Raw genomic sequence first — 16,920 nt, 5'->3', positions numbered from 1 at the left:
GACGACGTTGGAGAGACGCTACAACCCTCTGATCATCCCCGCATCGATCAGCAGCCGGTTCAGCCGGCGCGCTTCGGCCCCGTCCTTGCAACCGTAGAATATGCCCTTGCAGCGGAGCATGATCTCCTTCTGCTCAGCGAAGGACGGATCAAGCGGGATGCCGGCAGCTTCCTGGATGACCAGCGGCAGATACGGGCCATCGACCGTGTCCATCACGGCCTCGCTCTTCACCGGCTCGAAATTGACGGCGTCGATCGCGTAGTAGGTCGCGTAAAGACGTGGGTCGTAGGCGTCGAGCTTCTTGCCGAGAGCGCCCTCGTCGAGCCCGGGCTCGAGGATAGCAGGCGCGAATTCCGGCTGGTGATCGCCGTAGCGCACGATCAGGAAGGGCTCGCCGGGAAATTTCTTCTTCAGGCTCGCGAGAAAAGCCTTGTATTGCTCGGCGCTCATCGCCTGCCGGCGCAGATATTCGTCGATGGAGGGCACATTGCCCGGTGCGCGCCAGTTCGGCAGCAGATCCGGGCGGAAGCGCGTCTCCCAGGGGAAATGATTGGCGCCGAGATAGATGAAGGTGAACAGCGGCTTGTTCGGCGTTCGCTCACCCATCAGCCGGAGCGCCTTGTCGTAGAAGAAGCTATCCGGCTCGACATCCTTGGCGCCGAGATCCTTGGAATCGAGGAAGCGTTCGATGCCGGTCGTCACCTGAAAGCTGCGCGCGGCCATGAAGCCGCCATGGGCGGGGTAGAGCGACATCGTATCGTAGCCGCAGCGGCGCAGCGCCAGCGGCAGGCCGCGCTCGACGCGGCCCGTCGCGATGCGGGTCACGAAATAGGCGAAGCGGCCGAACGAGCGCGACGACAACCCTGCGAGCACATTGTATTCGGTGAACCAGCTCGGCCCGCCATTGCTCTCGGCCAGAAACGCGCGCTCCTTGCCGTCCCAGGATTTGAAATGGCTGCCGTAGCCCGGCGGCACCTTGATGCCCTGCGCAGCGCGGATGTCGAAGCTCGATTCATCATGGACCATGATGATGTTCGGCCGCCGGCCGGCGGGATGGCAGGCATCGACCAGCGGCATGTTGAGCCGTTCGTTGGTCGAAGCCGTCGACTCCATGAAGCCGTATTGCGCGAAGTCGGAGACCGCGCTGACGCCGGAGCGGAAGAACTTCGAGAGATAGCCGTCGTCGTAATAGCCGCGCCAGGCCTCGTCCGGATGATAGAGCGAATAGCCGACCAGCGCGGCGAGGCAGGCGAGCTTGCAGGCGAGCGCCGGCAGCCTACGGATGCGGAATGGGTCGAGCCACCACAGCGCATACATCAGCGGCAGCGTGACGAGGCCGGCCCCGATCACCGACCAGCGCAAATTCGGGAAGATCGTGAACAGGAACGCCACCGTGTCGCGGTCGATCATCATCAGGTCGATGAAGTTCACCGTCATCTGCACGACGTCGTGCTTCAGCCGTGACAGCAGCACCAGCACCACGACCAGGGTCAGCGACAGCGCACCCGAGAGCGCCGGCCGCCGCAGCAGTGTGATCCAGAAGAAGTTGAGGATGCCCCAGGCCAGCACGAAGGAGAGCCGTGCGCCGAAATCCGTCTCGGTCTCGTACATAAGGACGAGCGCAGCGAGATGCGGCGCCGCAACGGCGAGCAGCCGCCAGATGCCGAGCGCGGCGACGCTCGCCAGTACGGCGGTCGTGGCAGAAGGACCTGGATTGGGCGCGGACGCCATCGACGACACGCAACTGCTGGTCCGGCACGGTGATGCCGAGCCGGCTGACCGGGCCTGCGGCGTTCGGCGCAGCCGGAAGGCCTGCACCGTGTCATAAAACTGTAATTGAACGGTCACGGACAAGCAACGCGTGTCGCGATCCGACCTTCGCTTAATGTTAGCGGAAGCCGATTGGTCTCCGCGCCCAACTCGTCCCCAGGGAAATCCCGCAGTGCAGAACCGACTTGCAGTCTAGTCGAGGCCCTCGACGCTGACCAGGCGGGCAGAACTGCAAGCGTCCCGGACCGCTTTGAGTCCCTGGTAGGTCGCGCCTGTGTAGAACGCCTCCCAGGCTGCGACGGATGGGAATTCCAGCAGAACGATCCTGCGGGGCTGCCAATCTCCCTCGTAAACCTTGTGGGCGCCCCCGCGCGCCAGATATCTGGCTCCAGCGGCCTCCAGGGCGGGCTTCACGCCCAACATAAAGCTTTGGTACTGCTGTAAATCCCTGATCTCGACGTCGAAAATCACATAAGCCGGCATCTCAAGACGCTCCCACGATCGGAAATCGATCACCTGTCTGGCAATGGTCTCACCTCAGAGGCTCAGCCCTGCGGCAGCAGCCCGAGCCGCTTGGCGATGATGCGGTCGACCACACGCTTGGGCAGCGTGGCCGTCATCAAATGTCGCATCCGGTCCGGCGTGATCTGGTAGCGAACCTTGGGCCTCTCAGCGGTGAGCGCCTCCAAAACGACCTCGGCGATCCGCTCGGCCGGCAGCCCGGTCTCGCCGAGCTTCATCATGAACGTCATGACCTTGTTCAACGCCGGCAGATAAGGCGAGTTCTGGTAGACCGAGAGATCGATCTGTTCGGCCTTGCTCCAGATCGGCGTCTTCACCGCGCCGGGGGCGACGATGATGACGTCGATGCCGAACAGCATCAATTCGCGGCGCAAGCTCTCCGACAGGCCTTCGATGGCATGCTTGGAGGTGCAGTATGGCGCCAACAACGGATTGCCGTTCTTGCCGGCGACCGAGCTGATCATCACGATCCGGCCCTTCGGCCCCTTCAGCGAGGGGTCGGCGCCGAGCAGCGGCCCGAAAGCCTGCGTCGCGATGACAGGGCCGATGACGTTGATGTCCATCTGGCGCCGGAAATCATCGGCCGACAGCTCGAGCACGGGACCGGCGACCGCGACGCCGGCATTGTTGACGAGACCGGCCAGCGTCTCCCCGCTCAGCGCCTCGCGGACTTTTCGCGCAGCCGCGAGGACCGCCGCCTCGTCGGTGACGTCGAACAGCAGCGGCGTGAAGTTCGTACCGAACTCGCCCGTGAGCCGATCAGCATCGGTCTGCTTGCGGACGCTTCCGAAAACGCGATAGCCGCGCCCGACCAGAAATTTAGTAATGGCCCAGCCGATACCGGTGGACGCGCCGGTGATGACAACGGATCGCATGGTCTTCCCCCCAAGAGCTCCCGCGATCATGCAGGGGAAAGGGGCCGGCGCGCAATGCCGCCACCGGTCAAGGAGACGCCGCAGATGTCAGTTCTTAAGGTGAAGCGAGGCGCGAACGTCGCGACGCGAGATTGATTGCATCATGAAGATCTGGATGAAGAGCGGAATCCTTGACCCTGAAGACGCTGGGCTTTTGAGGATCGGGAGCTTCCAAAAAAAACCTGAGAAACAACACCAGACCAAGAATGTGGTTTAAGCGTCAGTTCTTCGTGCTCAGGAAGCACTTCGGCTCGCGAAGAATTTGAATGAAGCAGCAATGCTTCGCGCGAGACGAAAAGAGCGAGACCGCTGGTTGCGATCTCGCTCGAATATAGCCGCGAAAGATTTAAGAATTGGTTTGGCGAGCGAAGCTTGTGTTTTCGCTCGCGTGTCCGGATGCGGCGTAACCGATACGCCGTATCCGAACGGCGCCGACTTAGTTCTTCGACTTGTCGACCAGCGCGCCCTTCTTGATCCAGGGCATCATGTCGCGCAGCTTGGCGCCGACTTCCTCGATCGGGTGCTCGGCGAGCTTGGCGCGGGTCGCCTTGAACGAGGTCTGGTTGACCTTGTTCTCGAGCATCCAGTCGCGGGCGAACTTGCCGGACTGGATGTCGTTCAGAACCCGCTTCATCTCCTTCTTGGTCTCGTCGGTGACGATGCGCGGACCGGTGACGTACTCGCCGTACTCCGCGGTGTTGGAGATCGAGTAGTTCATGTTGGCGATGCCGCCTTCATAGATCAGGTCGACGATCAGCTTCACCTCGTGCAGGCACTCGAAATAGGCCATCTCCGGCGCGTAGCCGGCTTCGACCAGCGTCTCGTAGCCGCCCTTGATCAGTTCGACCAGGCCGCCGCAGAGCACAACCTGCTCGCCGAACAAGTCGGTCTCGCACTCTTCCTTGAAGGTGGTCTCGATGATGCCGGCACGGCCGCCGCCGACGGCGGAGGCGTAGGACAGGCCGAGGTCGTGGGCGTTACCCGAGACGTCCTTGGCGATCGCGATCAGGCAGGGCACGCCGCCGCCGCGCTGATATTCCGAACGCACGGTGTGGCCGGGGCCCTTCGGCGCGATCATGAGAACGTCGAGGTCGGCGCGCGGGTCGAGCAGGTTGAAGTGGACGTTGAGACCGTGCGCGAAGACGAGAGCCGCGCCCTTCTTCATGTTGTCGTGCAGGTGCTCGCGGTAGATGTCGCCCTGGAGCTCGTCCGGGGTCAGCATCATGACCAGGTCGGCCCATTTGGCGGCCTCGGCGACTTCCATCACCTTGAAGCCGGCAGCTTCCGCCTTCTTGGCCGAGGCCGAACCCTTGCGGAGCGCAATCGCCACTTCCTTGACGCCGGAATCCTTCAGATTCAGCGCATGGGCGTGGCCCTGGCTGCCATAGCCGACGATGACGACCTTCTTGCCCTTGATCAGGTTCAGGTCGGCGTCGCGATCGTAATAAACACGCATGGTCGTTTCCTCGTTCAGGGGCCGGAATCGGCCGTTGGTCAGGTCTTGTCAGTCAGGTCTCGGACGATGAAATTTGCGGATTTCGGGGGCTGTCTAGAGCATTTTCGGCCCCCTGGGAAACCCGTTTCTGCATGGAAAGCTGGGGCATCATGCATCCATGACGACGGGATAGAGAGAGGCCAGCAGCAGGATCGCCATCAGGATATTGAAGGCGCGGACCATCCGCACGGAGGTCAGGACCGGCCGCAGGGCGGTGCCGAAGAAGGCCCAGACTACCGTCGAGACCGTGCCCACAAGCAGGCTGATCAAGGTCTGGATCGCGATGTTGAGCGGGAATTGGGCGATAGCCGCATAGGCGGTGATGGTGCCGATCACGATCACCCAGCCTTTCGCGTTGATCCATTGGAACATGGCGGCCCCCAGGAAGGTCATCGGGCCGCGGCCGTCTCCCTCGCCCGGCTTGGCCGGACCCGAGAAAGCGATCACGGCGGCCAGGTAGAGCAAGTAGGCGGCGCCGGCATATTTCAAGATGGTCTGCAGGATCGGATAGGCCAGGAACACCGTGCCAAGCCCGAGGCCGACCGCTGCAATCATGAAGGCGAAGCCGATAACGACGCCGGCGATGTGGGGAATCGTGCGCCGGAAGCCATAAGTCAGCCCCGAGGACAGCAGCATGATGTTGTTCGGCCCAGGCGTGAAATACATCACGGCCATGAAGGCGAGGAAGGCATACAGCAGCGATTGGGACATGCTCACCTCACGCGGCCTTCGGCTGTGGTTTTCTGGAGTACCGCCTCGGGGCGCTTCGCCAGCACCATCACCGCGATACCGCCGATCACCGTGAGCATGCCGGCAAGGCGCAGCGGACCGAACCGCTCGCCGAACACGATGCTGGACGCGGCCGATCCGACGAACGGCACCAGCAGCGCGAATGGCACCACTTGCGCGGGGGGATAGTCACGCAGCAACCGGCCCCACAGCCAATAGGCGATGCTCGTGGAGATGCCGCCGATCAACAGCAGGCAAATGAGTCCGGTGAGCGACATGTGGATCAGGGACTGCCAGGTCGGCGTCGGTCCATTGACGACCAGCGTGAGCGCGAACAGCGGGACCGCCGTGGCGAGGCACAACCAGGCGAACAGATCGAACATCGGCACGCCGCGGGCGCCGCGCAGCAGGATATTGCCGACCGCAAAGCTGACCGGCGCGATCATCAGCACGGCGAACGCACCGACGCTGAAATCATAGCCGACCGTGCCGCAGATCATCAAAAGACCGATTGCTGCGATGACGATGCCCAGCGTCTGCACCGGCGTCGGCCGCTCGCCGAATGCGATCGCGGCAAAGCCGATGGTGAACAGCGCCTGGCTCTGCACGACGACGCTGGTCAGCCCCACCGGCACGCCATGGGCGATGCCGTAGGCCTGGCTCAGAAACTGGCCGAGAAAGAGCGTGAAGCTGATCGCAATCAGCAGCGACCAGGCGACCTTGGGCTTGCGAATGAACAGGCACGGGACCGCGGCAATGGTGAAGCGCATCGCCGTCATCAGTTCCGGCGAAAACTCGTCGAGCGCGATCCGGCTTGCCACGAAGGCAAGCCCCCAGATGATCGCCACCAGGATGGCGATGAGGATGTCGGCCGGCTTCATTGTCGTTCCCGGTTCTGCCCTGTCGTGCAGCCCTGTTTGTTGTTCTGGTCGAGCCTTGCTCGCCGGCCTTTACGTGGAAGAATTGGGTTTCCGCAGCAGATAAGTGCCGTGCATCGGGGCGTGGTAATCGGCCGAGACCAGCGTGAAGCCGACGTCGGCCAGCATCCGCTCCATGACCCAGCCAAAAGTGGAATACTCGTCGCGCATGTGGGTGACGACGCTTTCACGCGGGACATCGTGGTTCTTGATCTCAAAGTCGGCCCATTGCTCGACGTCGCGCTCGAGCGCATCGGGCATCGATGCGTAGACGATGTCGCGCAAATAGAACGTGGCACCGGGCTTGAGCGCGCGATAGATCCGCGACATCGCCACCGCCTTCCAGAAATCCGGCAGATGGTGCAGCGTGAACTCGCTGACGATCAGGTCATAGGATTCCGGTCGGTAGGCGAAGCTGAGCAGGCCGGCGGACTGCGTGCGCACGGGCGCCTTGCGGTCGCGCGCGTAGATCTCGGCGAGCGCCAGCATCGCGGGCGAGATGTCGATGGCGTCGACCTCGGCGCCCATCAGCGCAGCCTCGGTCGCGAGCACGCCGTTGCCGCAACCGATGTCGGCGATGCGCCAGCCGCGCTGGACGCCAAGCATTTTCAGCGCGGCGCGCGCCCGTAGATCGGCATCGTCGTGGCTGTCGTAGATCGACGCCACAGCCGGCCCGATCCCCATCCGGTTCCGCTCGTTGTAATACCAGTCGCGCGCCAGCATGGCTCACATTCCTTCAGGCCCGCGACCGATCGCGGCAACACCGGTGCGCGACACTTCGACGAGGCCAAGCGGACGCATCAGGTCGATAAACTGATTGATCTTGTCGGTATTGCCTGTGATCTCGAACACAAAGCTCTCGGTGGTGGCGTCAATCACGCGGGCGCGGAACGCATCCGCCAGCCGCAGCGCCTCGACGCGATGCTCGCCCTCTCCGCGCACCTTCACCATCGCCAACTCGCGCTCGATCGAGCGCTTGGTCAGCGTCATGTCGACGACGCGATAGACCGGGATCATGCGGTCAAGCTGATGCTTGATCTGCTCGATCACCATCGGCGTACCCGTGGTGACGATGGTGATGCGCGAGAGATGCTTCTGGCTCTCGGTCTCCGAGACCGTGAGGCTCTCGATGTTGTAGCCGCGCCCCGAGAACAGGCCGATGACGCGCGCGAGCACGCCGGGCTCGTTCTGCACGAGCACCGAAAGCGTGTGCGTCTCGTTCGGGTCGTGGCGCTCCTCGATGAAATAGGCGGATGCGGGCTGGTTCATTGTCGTCCCCTTCATTCTCGTCGTTACGCCGTCGCCCGATGAGCGACCGGCGCATCCGTTCCGACCCAACCGTGGAACAGATCGAAATCGATATTGCCGCCGGACAGCACGAGACCGACGCGCTTGCCCGACAATCTTTTCTTTTCCTGAAGCGCCGCAGCGAGCGCGGCGGCGCCGGCGCCTTCGGCGAGATTGTGCGTGTCGGTCCAGAGCGCACGGATCGCGAGCGCGATCTCATCGTCCGTCACCTGGACGATACGCGAGGCGCCCTTGAGGATGACCGCGAGCGCTTCCGGATCGGGAATCCGCGTCGCCATGCCGTCCGCGAGCGTGTTGCTGGTCTCGGTCGTCACGACGTGGCCCGCCGCGAACGACAGCGCGTAGGACGGCGCCTCGGTCGATTGCACGCCGACGATCTCGGTCTTCAGGCCGAGCAGATCGCGCGCCATGATGCAGCCGCAGATCCCCGAGCCTTGCCCGATCGGCACATAGAGGATGTCGAGATCAGGCGTGGTCCGGAGCAATTCGAGCGCATAGGTCGCCACGCCCAGCACCAGGTCCGTATGGAACGACGGCACCATGTGCAGCCCGGCAAACTGCGCGTGGCGTCCGGCTTCCTCGCGTGCGGCCTGAAAGTCCTCGCCATGCTCAACGAGCTCGGCGCCAAACGCCTTCATCGCCCGGTTCTTCTCAACCGAATTGCCGCGCGGCACATAAATCACGGCAGGCACGCCATGGCGGCTCGCCGCAAAGGCGAGGCTCTGGCCATGATTGCCGCGCGTCGCCGAAATGATGCCCGGAATGTTCGGCCGTTCGCGCTTCAGCCGATCGAGATAGACGAGCCCGCCGCGCACCTTGAAGGCGCCCGTCGGCGTGTGGTTCTCGTGCTTGACCAGAACTTGCGTGCCGAGCCGCTCGGCGAGCAGCGGCCAGGCGTGCGCCGGCGTTGCCGGCACCGCCTGCCCCACGATCGCATGTGCGCGTTCGAGCTCCTTCAGGTCGAACATTTTACCTTCCCATCAACCATCTCTCGCGACTGTCATCCCCGCGAAGGCGGGGATCCAGTATTCCAGAGGCCCCCGAGGGCGATCGAGAGGCCGCGGCGTACTGGATCGCCCGGTCAAGCCGGGCGATGACAGCTGAATTTGTGACGATCACGCTCACACCAGCGCCTTGCCGCCGGCGAACGCCTTTGCGGTGGCTTCGTCGTTCGCCTGCTCCGGCAACAGCATCTCGTTGTGCGCCTTGCCGGAGGGAATCATCGGGAAACAGTTTTCGAGCGACGCGACACGGCAGTCGAACAGCACGGGGCGCTTGACCGAGATCATCTCCTGGATGGCGCCGTCGAGATCGCCGGGCTTGTGCACCTGGATGCCGACCCCGCCATAGGCTTCCGCGAGCTTGACGAAGTCCGGCATCGCCTCCGAGTAGGAATGCGACAGGCGGTTGCCGTGGAGCAGCTGCTGCCACTGCCGCACCATGCCCATATACTGGTTGTTCAGGATGAAGATCTTGATCGGCAGCTCGTACTGCACCGCCGTCGACATCTCCTGCATCGTCATCTGCACCGAGGCATCGCCCGCGATGTCGATGACGAGGCTGTCGGGATGGGCAACCTGCACGCCGACCGCGGCCGGCAAGCCGTAACCCATGGTGCCGAGACCGCCCGAGGTCATCCAGCGATGCGGCTCCTCGAAGCCGTAGAACTGCGCGGCCCACATCTGATGCTGGCCGACCTCGGTGGTGATGTAGGTGTCCTTGCCGCGCGTCGCCTCGAACAGGCTCTGGATCGCATGCTGCGGCAGGATGACGTCGTTGCTCTTCCTGTAATAGAGCGAGTTGCGGGCGCGCCACTGCGCGATCTGCTGCCACCACGCCTTGATGTCGGGCTTCTTCGCCTCCGCCTTGAACACCTGGAGTATGTCGCCGAGGATGTTGCCGCAGTCGCCGATGATCGGCACGTCGACGCGGATGTTCTTGTTGATCGAGGACGGGTCGATGTCGATGTGGATCTTCTTCGAGCCCGGCGAGAACGCGTCGACGCGGCCGGTGATGCGATCGTCGAAGCGCGCGCCGACGCACAGCATGACGTCGCAATCATGCATGGTCATGTTGGCTTCGTAGGTGCCGTGCATGCCGAGCATGCCGAGCCAGCTCTTGCCCGACGCGGGATAGGCGCCGAGGCCCATCAGGGTCGAGGTGATCGGGAAACCGGTGACCTCGACCAATTCGCGCAGCAGCCTGGTTGCCTCGGGGCCGGAATTGATCACGCCGCCGCCGCTGTAGATCACGGGGCGCTTGGCGCCTGCGAGCAGGGCCACGGCCTTGCGGATCTGCGTCGCATCGCCCTTCACCCGCGGCGCGTAGGAGCGATGCACGTCGGACTTGCGCGGCGGATGATAGGTGCCGGTCGCGAACTGCACGTCCTTGGGCACGTCGACGAGCACCGGACCCGGTCGACCCGTGGTCGCAACGTAAAACGCCTCGTGCAGCACCTTTGCGAGATCGTTGACGTCGCGCACCAGCCAGTTGTGTTTGGTGCAGGGGCGCGTGATGCCGACGGTGTCGCATTCCTGGAACGCGTCGTTGCCGATCAGATGCGTCGGCACCTGGCCGGAGATGCAAACCAGCGGGATCGAGTCCATCAACGCGTCGGTGAGCGGCGTCACCATGTTGGTGGCGCCGGGACCGGAGGTCACCAGTGCGACGCCCGGCCTCCCGGTCGAACGCGCATAGCCCTCGGCGGCGTGGCCCGCGCCCTGCTCGTGGCGAACCAGGATGTGCTGGACTTCGCTCTGCTGAAAGATCTCGTCGTAGATCGGGAGCACCGCGCCGCCGGGATAGCCGAAAATGTCGGTCACGCCATGATCGATGAGCGCGCGGACGATCATCGCGGCGCCGGTCATCTGGTTCGGATCGTGGCTCTTGTCGCTCATTGGCTTGCTCCGGATGCGCTGTTGTCAGCGGCTTCGTTCGTGTCGGTTCGGGAAATAAAAAAGGCCCCGAAGAGGGCCCCATGCACACCGCCTGTCATGTGGATGGCAGCTAGCCACCCCCGGCGGTGTGCCTGGGTACGACGGCGATAAGGAGTTTGGTAATAATATTACGCATGGCAGGTGCCCGGCTTCCCAAAGGTTGCGCGAAACATAGCGGCCAGCGCCCTGATGTCAAGGCAATGCGACCGTTCCCGCGCGATTTTGGCAGTGTAGCGGTGTTCCCAGGGTTGAGCGAGAGGTAAATTCGCGACCCGAGGCACAAAAGCGTGTCAGCCGGAGCCCCGTGCCGCATTCACCATCGCCGCCAGCCAGCCCTTCGTCTCCTCCGGCTTCACCCACTCGAATTCGGGCAATTGGTGCCGGAACCAGGTGAACTGCCGCTTGGCGTAGTGGCGGGTGTCGGCGCGGCCGATGGTGGCCGCCTGCTCCAGGCTGAGCTCACCGCGCAGATGCCGGATCAGGGCCGGCACACCATGAGCCTTCATCGCCGGCAGCAGCGGATCGAGATTTCGGGCGGCGAGACGCTCGACCTCGCGCAAGGCGCCAGCGCCCAGCATGGCGTCGAAGCGGGCGTCGATGCGGGCATAGAGCTCATCGCGCTCGGGCGCGATGAACACGGCGCGAAAACTGTCCTTCGGCAGCAGCGGCGGCTGGCCCTCATGGTGCCAGTCCAGCAACGAACGGCCGGTGGCTTCGACCACTTCGAGCGCGCGCGCGATGCGCGTGCGATCGCGCAGGTTCAATCGTTCGGCGGCTCGAGGATCGGCGGCTGCGAGTTCCGCGTGCAGCGCCTCCACGCCGTTCCGCTCCAGCCGCGCCCGAACGTCCTCGCGCACCTCGGCGGGAATTGGCGGTACCACGGAAAGGCCCGCCGTCAGCGCCTTGAAGTACAGCCCGGTGCCGCCGATGAAGATCGGCAGGCGGCCTTTGGCTTGCGCCTCTTCAAGCGCCTTCGCCGCGTCGCTCACCCAGGCACCAGCCGAAAAATTCACGGCCGCATCGACATGGCCGTACAGGCGATGAGGCACCTGCGCCTCGTCGCCATCTGTGGGACGCGCGGTGATGATGCGGAGGTCGCGGTAGACCTGCATGGAATCGGCATTGATCACGACCCCGCCCGCAGCGAGCGCAAGCTCCAGCGCCAGCGCCGACTTGCCGCTGGCGGTCGGGCCTGCGATAAGCACCGCCTTGCCAACATGCCTTCTGCCGACTTGCCCCTCGCTCACGAAAACCTCACATGTCCCTCGTCGCCACGCTGATCTGCAACCCGAATAATCCCGCGCTCGACTCGACCATCGTCGACGGCGCCCGCGCTGTGCTGCCTCAGGCAGCTCCCGCGCACTGGCTGTTCGACGGGGTTGCAGTCGATATCCCCTTCGGTGCCGACAGTAACCTCGAAGGCGACCGTCACGCCATCGAGCAGCGGCTCCGCGAGCTTCGCGGCGACCTGCCCATCGACATCGTCGTGCAGCCAGTCGGCTTCCGGCGCAAGAAGCTTTTTCTCGCCGACATGGATTCCACCATGATCGGCCAGGAATGCATCGACGAGCTCGCCGATTTCGTCGGCGTGAAGGCCCATGTGGCCGCCATCACCGAACGCGCGATGCGCGGCGAGGTCGAGTTCGAGCCGGCGCTGCGCGAGCGCGTCGCGCTGCTCAAGGACCTCCCCGCCAGTGCCGTCGACGAGGTGCTGGCGAAGCACATTACACTGACCCCGGGTGGCCGCGAACTGGTCGCGACCATGCGCGCCCATGGCGCCTATGCCTGTCTCGTCTCCGGCGGCTTCACGCTGTTCACCAGCGCGGTCGCCACCAGGATCGGCTTCCAGGAGAACCGCGCCAACGAGCTCGTGGTCCGCGACGGCAAGTTCACCGGCGAGGTGAAGGAGCCGATCTTGGGGCGCGCTGCAAAGCTCGCGACCCTGGTGGATCTGATGGAGTCGTTCGATCTCGACGACATCGACTCGCTGGCGGTCGGCGACGGCGCCAATGATCTCGCGATGATCCAGGCGGCGGGACTGGGCGTGGCGTATCATGCGAAGCCCGCGGTAGCCGCGGCGGCGGCGGCGCGGATCGACCATGGCGATCTCACCGCGCTGCTGTATGCGCAGGGGTATCGACGCGAGGAGTTCGTGGAGGCTTAGTCTCCTCTCCGCTGTCATCACCCGCGAAAGCGGGTGATCCAGTTTCCAGGGCGAGGATACGGAAAAGCCGCGGCGTACTGGATGCCCCGCTTTCGCGGAGCATGACAGTGAATGTGTGGCGACTCGGTCCTTACTGCACGCTCAACGCCACGAAGCGCAGCTCGCCGTCGGCGTTCGACACCAGCAGCAGCACCGATTTCTTGCCGTCCTTCTTGAGCTGGTCGACCCGTTTCTGAATGTCGGCGCCGCTGGAAACGCCCTCCTGCGCGACTTCAACGATGACGTCGCCGGCAGAGAGGCGCTTCTCGGCGGCATCCGAATTGGCATCGACATTGGTGACGACAACGCCCTTGACGGTGTCCTTGATCTTGTAGCGTGCACGCAGATCCTTGCTCAGCGCCGCGAGATCGAGGCCGAGCGCCTTCTGTGTCACAGTCTTTTCAGGCGCGGGCTCGTCGGTCTTCACTGCGGCCTGCACCTTCTCGGGATCCTGCAACCGGCCGAGCGTGACCTTCTTGGTCTCCTCCTGACCCTTGCGGATGATGACGACGTCGACTTCCTTGCCGACCGCCGTGTCGGCGACCACGCGAGAGAGATCCTTGGGGTCCTTGACGTCCTTGCCGTCGAACTTGACGACGACGTCGCCGGGCTCGATGCCGGCCGGCTTGGCCGGGCCCTTGTCGTCGATGCCGGCAACCAGCGCACCGCGCGGCGGCTTGATGTTCAGGCTCTCGGCGATCTCGTCAGTGACGCTCTGGATGCGCACGCCCAGCCAGCCGCGGCGCAATTCGCCGAACTGGCGGAGCTGGTCGACGACACCCGCGACCGTCTTTGACGGTACGGCGAAGCCGATGCCGATCGAGCCGCCGGAGGGCGAGATGATCAGCGTGTTGACGCCGATGACGTCGCCATCGAGGTTGAACAGCGGACCGCCGGAATTGCCGCGATTGATGGAGGCGTCGGTCTGAATGTAGCTGTCATAGGGACCCGAGGAGATGTCACGGTTCTTCGCCGAGACGATACCGGCCGTCACGGTGCCGCCGAGGCTGAAAGGATTGCCGATCGCGACGACCCAGTCGCCGAGGCGCAGCTTGTCGGAATCGCCGAACTTCACCGACACCAACGGCTTCGACGGCTTGAACTTGAGCACGGCAAGGTCGGTCTTCTTGTCGACGCCGACCAGCTCGGCCTTGATCTTGGTGCCGTCGTTGAGGATGACGTTGATCTCGTCGGCGTCCGCGATGACGTGGTTGTTGGTGACGACGACGCCTGATGTGTCGATGATGAAGCCGCTTCCGAGCGAGTTGGTCTTGCGCGGCGCCGGGCTGTTCTCGCCGCCCTTGCTGCCGCCGCCGGGACCCTTGCGATTCTTGAAGAAGTCGTCGAAGAACTCCTCGAAGGGCGAACCGGGCGGCAATTGCGGCATGGCATTGCCGCCGCCCCCGCCCTTGGCTTCGACGGTCTGCGAGGTCGAGATGTTGACGACCGCGTCGATCACCTTTTCGGCGACGTCGGCGATGCCATCCGGTCCGCGCGCATAGGCCGGTGTGCCGAGTGCGCTGAAAACGCCCACGGCGAGCGCGGCCAGCCCTAAGCGCAAACGGGTCGGGGCAATGGTGGCAGCGGTCATTGTGATCTCCAGGAAACAAGGATTCGACGTCAAGACTGCGCTCGAACGGGGGGACGGCGCAAGCGCGGACCTTAACGGGCCTCAAGACCCGGATAATAAGGCGAAAACCGGTCCCTCGCCTTCACTTTGGCGTTGGTGCGACGGTTAAATTGGACGTCGCATAACCCAGATCAGGATCAGGCCGGCCACGGCCGAACCAATGCCGACCGCCCGCAGGATATTGTCCGGCGTGGCCATCGCGCTTTTCATGGCCTTGCGCATCCAGGCCGGGCTCGCCGCGAACATCAAGCCTTCCAGCACGAACAGGATGCCCAAACCGATGAGGAAGTCGGTGAACGCAATGGACCTCATCGGATTGGAACCTCCCGTTGTGCTGTTCTTGTCTGGACGAAGGGCGGCCAGACCTGCCGCCCTTGTCTCGCTTACGGCTTCGCTGGCGTCGTAGTCGCCGTCTTGCCGGACGGGTTACCAAAGAACCGGAAGAAATCCGAGTCCGGCCGCAGCAGGAAGCGGGTGTCGTTCGCGCGCAGCCCGGTCTCATAGGCCGCCATCGAGCGGTAGAAGGCGAAGAAATCCGCATCCTTGCCGTAGGCTTCGGCGAACAGACGGTTGCGCTCGGCATCGCCGACGCCGCGCGTCTGCTCGGCCAGCGACCTTGCATCCGCCTCGATCACGGTCGCCTCGCGGTCGGCCTTGGAGCGGATCTCCTGTGCCTTCTGGCCGCCCTGCGCGCGGAACTCGGCGGCTTCGCGCTCGCGTTCCGTCTTCATGCGCAGATAGACCGCCTGGCTGTTCTGCTCGGGCAAATCGGCGCGGCGGATCCGGACGTCGACGACCTGGATGCCGTAGCCGTCGGCCTCGTGGTCGAGCTGATCGCGGATGCGCTGCATCAGCTTCTCGCGGTCGTCGCGGACCACGTTGATGAAGGTCACCTCGCCGAGAACGCGGCGCAGCGCCGCGTTCAAGAGCGTGGTGAGCTGGATGTTGGCGGCCTGGATCGAGCCGATGCTCTGATAGAAGCGCAACGCGTCCTTGATGCGGTAACGCGCGAAGGCGTCGACCACGAGCCGCTTTTGGTCGGACGCGATCGCTTCCTGCGACGGGTTCTCCAGATCGAGGATGCGTTTATCGATGTTGATCACCGAATTCCACGGCGCCTTGAAGTGCAGGCCGGGAGCGGTGACGACGTCGACGGGCTTGCCGAACTGCAGCACGATGGTCTGCTCGGTCTGCGCCACCGTGAACAGGGACATGTAGCCCACGATCACGACGAGCAGGAGGCCGAGCAGCGTGGCGATGCCTGTAACCGGAGATCTCATCGGTTGCCTCCGGTCGTCTGCTGGCCGGCTGCAGGTGGCCGCTTGGTCGTCAATTCGCTGAGCGGCAGATAAGGCACGACGCCCTGGCCCGACTGGCCGCCGTCATAGATCAGCTTTTCCGAGCCACCGAGCACGCGCTCCATCGTCTCCAGATAAATCCGTTCACGCGTCACGTCGGGCGCCTTCTTGTATTCCTCGTAAACCTTCAGGAAGCGCGAGCTCTGGCCCTTGGCCTCGGCGACGGTCTGCTCCCTGTAGCCTTCGGCGGCCTGCATGATCTGCGCCGCACGTCCGCGTGCCTGCGGCACGACCTGGTTGGCATAGGTCTGCGCCTCGTTCTGCAGCTGCTCGAGGTTGGCGCGCGCCGCCTGGACGTCGCGGAAGGCGTCGATCACCTGAGCCGGCGGGTCGACCTTCTGCATCTGCACCTGGCTGATCTGAATGCCGGCGCCGTAGCTGTCCAGGGTCTTCTGGATCAGTTCCTGCACGCCCTGTTCGGTGACGTTGCGCGCGCCGGTCAGGATCGGCTGGATCTGCGAGCGGCCGATCACCTCGCGCATCGCGCTCTCGGCAACCGCCTTCACGGTGCCTTCGGGATTCTGGATGTTGAAAAGGAAATCGCCGACGCCGTTAGGCTTGATGCGCCAGAGCACCGTGAAGTCGACGTCGACGATGTTCTCGTCGCCGGTCAGCATCAGGCTCTCTTCCGGCACGTCACGAATGGAGCGGCCGCGCCGCGCCGGATCGTCGATCAGCGTCATGCCGATGGAGATGGTGGAAACGCGCAATGCCTTTGGCAGCAGCACCGTCTCGATCGGATAGGGCAGATGGTAGTTTAGGCCGGGCTCGACGGTGCGGACATGCTTGCCGAAGCGCAGCACGACGCCGAGCTCTTCGGACTGCACCCGGAAGAAGCCCGACAGCAGCCAGAACGCGACGATGAGCAGCACGATCAGCGTGATGCCGATGCCGGAGAAATAGCCACCCGGCATGATCTGCTGGAGGCGATCCTGGCCGCGCCGCAGAAGGTCTTCCAGATCCGGCGGCCTGGGCCCGACCGGTTGCGGGCCGTTGCCCCATGGTCCCTTCGGACCCGAGCCCCATGGGCCACCGCCCTGATTCTTCCACGGCATTCGACGCTCTCCTCGGCAGGGTGAAATTGCCCCCGCCCGCTTTGTCCGGTCCGGCTTTATAGGGGACAGGCAGGTCCCTTACA

Annotated in this window: 15 protein-coding genes and 1 pseudogene; 1 reads left to right on the top strand and 15 read right to left on the bottom strand. The window is 64.1% G+C overall.

The window, feature by feature from the left end:
• Positions 1-18: 18 nt before the first annotated feature.
• From GWG67_RS31985 to miaA, 11 genes and pseudogenes are all read right to left on the bottom strand, one after another.
• Positions 19-1,731, bottom strand: a complete 1,713-nt coding sequence (locus GWG67_RS31985; RefSeq protein WP_275173505.1) for a sulfatase-like hydrolase/transferase — start codon at positions 1,729-1,731, stop codon at positions 19-21.
• Between the two features lie 231 nt (positions 1,732-1,962).
• The gene (locus GWG67_RS31980; protein ID WP_018454346.1) at positions 1,963-2,253 is read right to left on the bottom strand and encodes a DUF1330 domain-containing protein; all 291 of its coding nucleotides are present in this window, start codon (positions 2,251-2,253) and stop codon (positions 1,963-1,965) included.
• A 62-nt stretch (positions 2,254-2,315) separates the two neighbouring features.
• A complete protein-coding gene (locus tag GWG67_RS31975) occupies positions 2,316-3,167 on the bottom strand; it encodes an SDR family oxidoreductase (RefSeq protein WP_275173504.1) in 852 nt (283 codons plus the stop codon).
• A 475-nt stretch (positions 3,168-3,642) separates the two neighbouring features.
• Positions 3,643-4,662, bottom strand: coding sequence for a ketol-acid reductoisomerase (ilvC, locus tag GWG67_RS31970; protein ID WP_148740630.1), 1,020 nt, complete (start codon positions 4,660-4,662; stop codon positions 3,643-3,645).
• A 147-nt stretch (positions 4,663-4,809) separates the two neighbouring features.
• Entirely contained in the window at positions 4,810-5,412 is a 603-nt protein-coding gene (locus GWG67_RS31965; RefSeq protein ID WP_275173503.1) for a LysE family translocator, read from the bottom strand.
• A 2-nt stretch (positions 5,413-5,414) separates the two neighbouring features.
• A complete protein-coding gene (locus GWG67_RS31960; protein ID WP_275173502.1) occupies positions 5,415-6,311 on the bottom strand; it encodes an EamA family transporter in 897 nt (298 codons plus the stop codon).
• A gap of 72 nt (positions 6,312-6,383) precedes the next feature.
• Positions 6,384-7,070: pseudogene (locus GWG67_RS31955) on the bottom strand (class I SAM-dependent methyltransferase); the annotation flags it as partial.
• 3 nt (positions 7,071-7,073) lie between these two features.
• On the bottom strand, positions 7,074-7,616 hold the full coding sequence (gene ilvN, locus GWG67_RS31950) for an acetolactate synthase small subunit (RefSeq protein ID WP_027519532.1): 543 nt from the start codon (positions 7,614-7,616) through the stop codon (positions 7,074-7,076).
• A 23-nt stretch (positions 7,617-7,639) separates the two neighbouring features.
• Positions 7,640-8,623, bottom strand: coding sequence for a threonine dehydratase (locus GWG67_RS31945; RefSeq protein WP_275173501.1), 984 nt, complete (start codon positions 8,621-8,623; stop codon positions 7,640-7,642).
• A 153-nt stretch (positions 8,624-8,776) separates the two neighbouring features.
• A complete protein-coding gene (locus tag GWG67_RS31940; protein WP_027570800.1) occupies positions 8,777-10,552 on the bottom strand; it encodes an acetolactate synthase 3 large subunit in 1,776 nt (591 codons plus the stop codon).
• A 329-nt stretch (positions 10,553-10,881) separates the two neighbouring features.
• Entirely contained in the window at positions 10,882-11,838 is a 957-nt protein-coding gene (gene miaA, locus GWG67_RS31935) for a tRNA (adenosine(37)-N6)-dimethylallyltransferase MiaA (RefSeq protein ID WP_275173500.1), read from the bottom strand.
• An 11-nt stretch (positions 11,839-11,849) separates the two neighbouring features.
• Between miaA and serB the strand changes: the two genes are divergently transcribed.
• Entirely contained in the window at positions 11,850-12,755 is a 906-nt protein-coding gene (gene serB / locus GWG67_RS31930) for a phosphoserine phosphatase SerB (RefSeq protein ID WP_275173499.1), read from the top strand.
• Positions 12,756-12,885: 130 nt separating this feature from the next.
• Here serB and GWG67_RS31925 read toward each other — a convergent pair whose 3' ends face one another.
• From GWG67_RS31925 to hflK, 4 genes are all read right to left on the bottom strand, one after another.
• Positions 12,886-14,385 carry a Do family serine endopeptidase gene (locus tag GWG67_RS31925; protein WP_275173498.1) on the bottom strand — a complete coding sequence of 500 codons (1,500 nt, stop codon included), beginning with the start codon at positions 14,383-14,385 and terminating at the stop codon, positions 12,886-12,888.
• A gap of 144 nt (positions 14,386-14,529) precedes the next feature.
• On the bottom strand, positions 14,530-14,736 hold the full coding sequence (locus tag GWG67_RS31920) for a DUF2065 domain-containing protein (RefSeq protein ID WP_275173497.1): 207 nt from the start codon (positions 14,734-14,736) through the stop codon (positions 14,530-14,532).
• A 71-nt stretch (positions 14,737-14,807) separates the two neighbouring features.
• Entirely contained in the window at positions 14,808-15,704 is an 897-nt protein-coding gene (gene hflC, locus GWG67_RS31915) for a protease modulator HflC (protein WP_275173496.1), read from the bottom strand.
• Positions 15,701-16,837: an FtsH protease activity modulator HflK gene (gene hflK / locus GWG67_RS31910; protein ID WP_275173495.1), complete on the bottom strand. Its 1,137-nt coding sequence runs from the start codon at positions 16,835-16,837 to the stop codon at positions 15,701-15,703. The genes hflC and hflK overlap by 4 nt, the downstream gene beginning before the upstream one ends.
• Positions 16,838-16,920 lie beyond the last annotated feature (83 nt).

The sequence above is a fragment of the Bradyrhizobium sp. CSS354 genome (assembly GCF_029051725.1).
GTDB lineage: Bacteria > Pseudomonadota > Alphaproteobacteria > Rhizobiales > Xanthobacteraceae > Bradyrhizobium.
Note: the sequence above shows the minus strand (reverse complement) of the source record. Positions and strands in the feature narration are given on the sequence as shown.

What these genes read in the sequence shown, in the direction of transcription:
- GWG67_RS31985 (WP_275173505.1), bottom strand. Translation starts at nt 1,731, where the DNA reads ATGGCGTCCGCGCCCAATCCAGGTCCTTCTGCCACGACCGCCGTACTG.
- GWG67_RS31980 (WP_018454346.1), bottom strand. Translation starts at nt 2,253, where the DNA reads ATGCCGGCTTATGTGATTTTCGACGTCGAGATCAGGGATTTACAGCAG.
- GWG67_RS31975 (WP_275173504.1), bottom strand. Translation starts at nt 3,167, where the DNA reads ATGCGATCCGTTGTCATCACCGGCGCGTCCACCGGTATCGGCTGGGCC.
- ilvC (WP_148740630.1), bottom strand. Translation starts at nt 4,662, where the DNA reads ATGCGTGTTTATTACGATCGCGACGCCGACCTGAACCTGATCAAGGGC.
- GWG67_RS31965 (WP_275173503.1), bottom strand. Translation starts at nt 5,412, where the DNA reads ATGTCCCAATCGCTGCTGTATGCCTTCCTCGCCTTCATGGCCGTGATG.
- GWG67_RS31960 (WP_275173502.1), bottom strand. Translation starts at nt 6,311, where the DNA reads ATGAAGCCGGCCGACATCCTCATCGCCATCCTGGTGGCGATCATCTGG.
- ilvN (WP_027519532.1), bottom strand. Translation starts at nt 7,616, where the DNA reads ATGAACCAGCCCGCATCCGCCTATTTCATCGAGGAGCGCCACGACCCG.
- GWG67_RS31945 (WP_275173501.1), bottom strand. Translation starts at nt 8,623, where the DNA reads ATGTTCGACCTGAAGGAGCTCGAACGCGCACATGCGATCGTGGGGCAG.
- GWG67_RS31940 (WP_027570800.1), bottom strand. Translation starts at nt 10,552, where the DNA reads ATGAGCGACAAGAGCCACGATCCGAACCAGATGACCGGCGCCGCGATG.
- serB (WP_275173499.1), top strand. Translation starts at nt 11,850, where the DNA reads ATGTCCCTCGTCGCCACGCTGATCTGCAACCCGAATAATCCCGCGCTC.
- GWG67_RS31925 (WP_275173498.1), bottom strand. Translation starts at nt 14,385, where the DNA reads ATGACCGCTGCCACCATTGCCCCGACCCGTTTGCGCTTAGGGCTGGCC.
- GWG67_RS31920 (WP_275173497.1), bottom strand. Translation starts at nt 14,736, where the DNA reads ATGAGGTCCATTGCGTTCACCGACTTCCTCATCGGTTTGGGCATCCTG.
- hflC (WP_275173496.1), bottom strand. Translation starts at nt 15,704, where the DNA reads ATGAGATCTCCGGTTACAGGCATCGCCACGCTGCTCGGCCTCCTGCTC.
- hflK (WP_275173495.1), bottom strand. Translation starts at nt 16,837, where the DNA reads ATGCCGTGGAAGAATCAGGGCGGTGGCCCATGGGGCTCGGGTCCGAAG.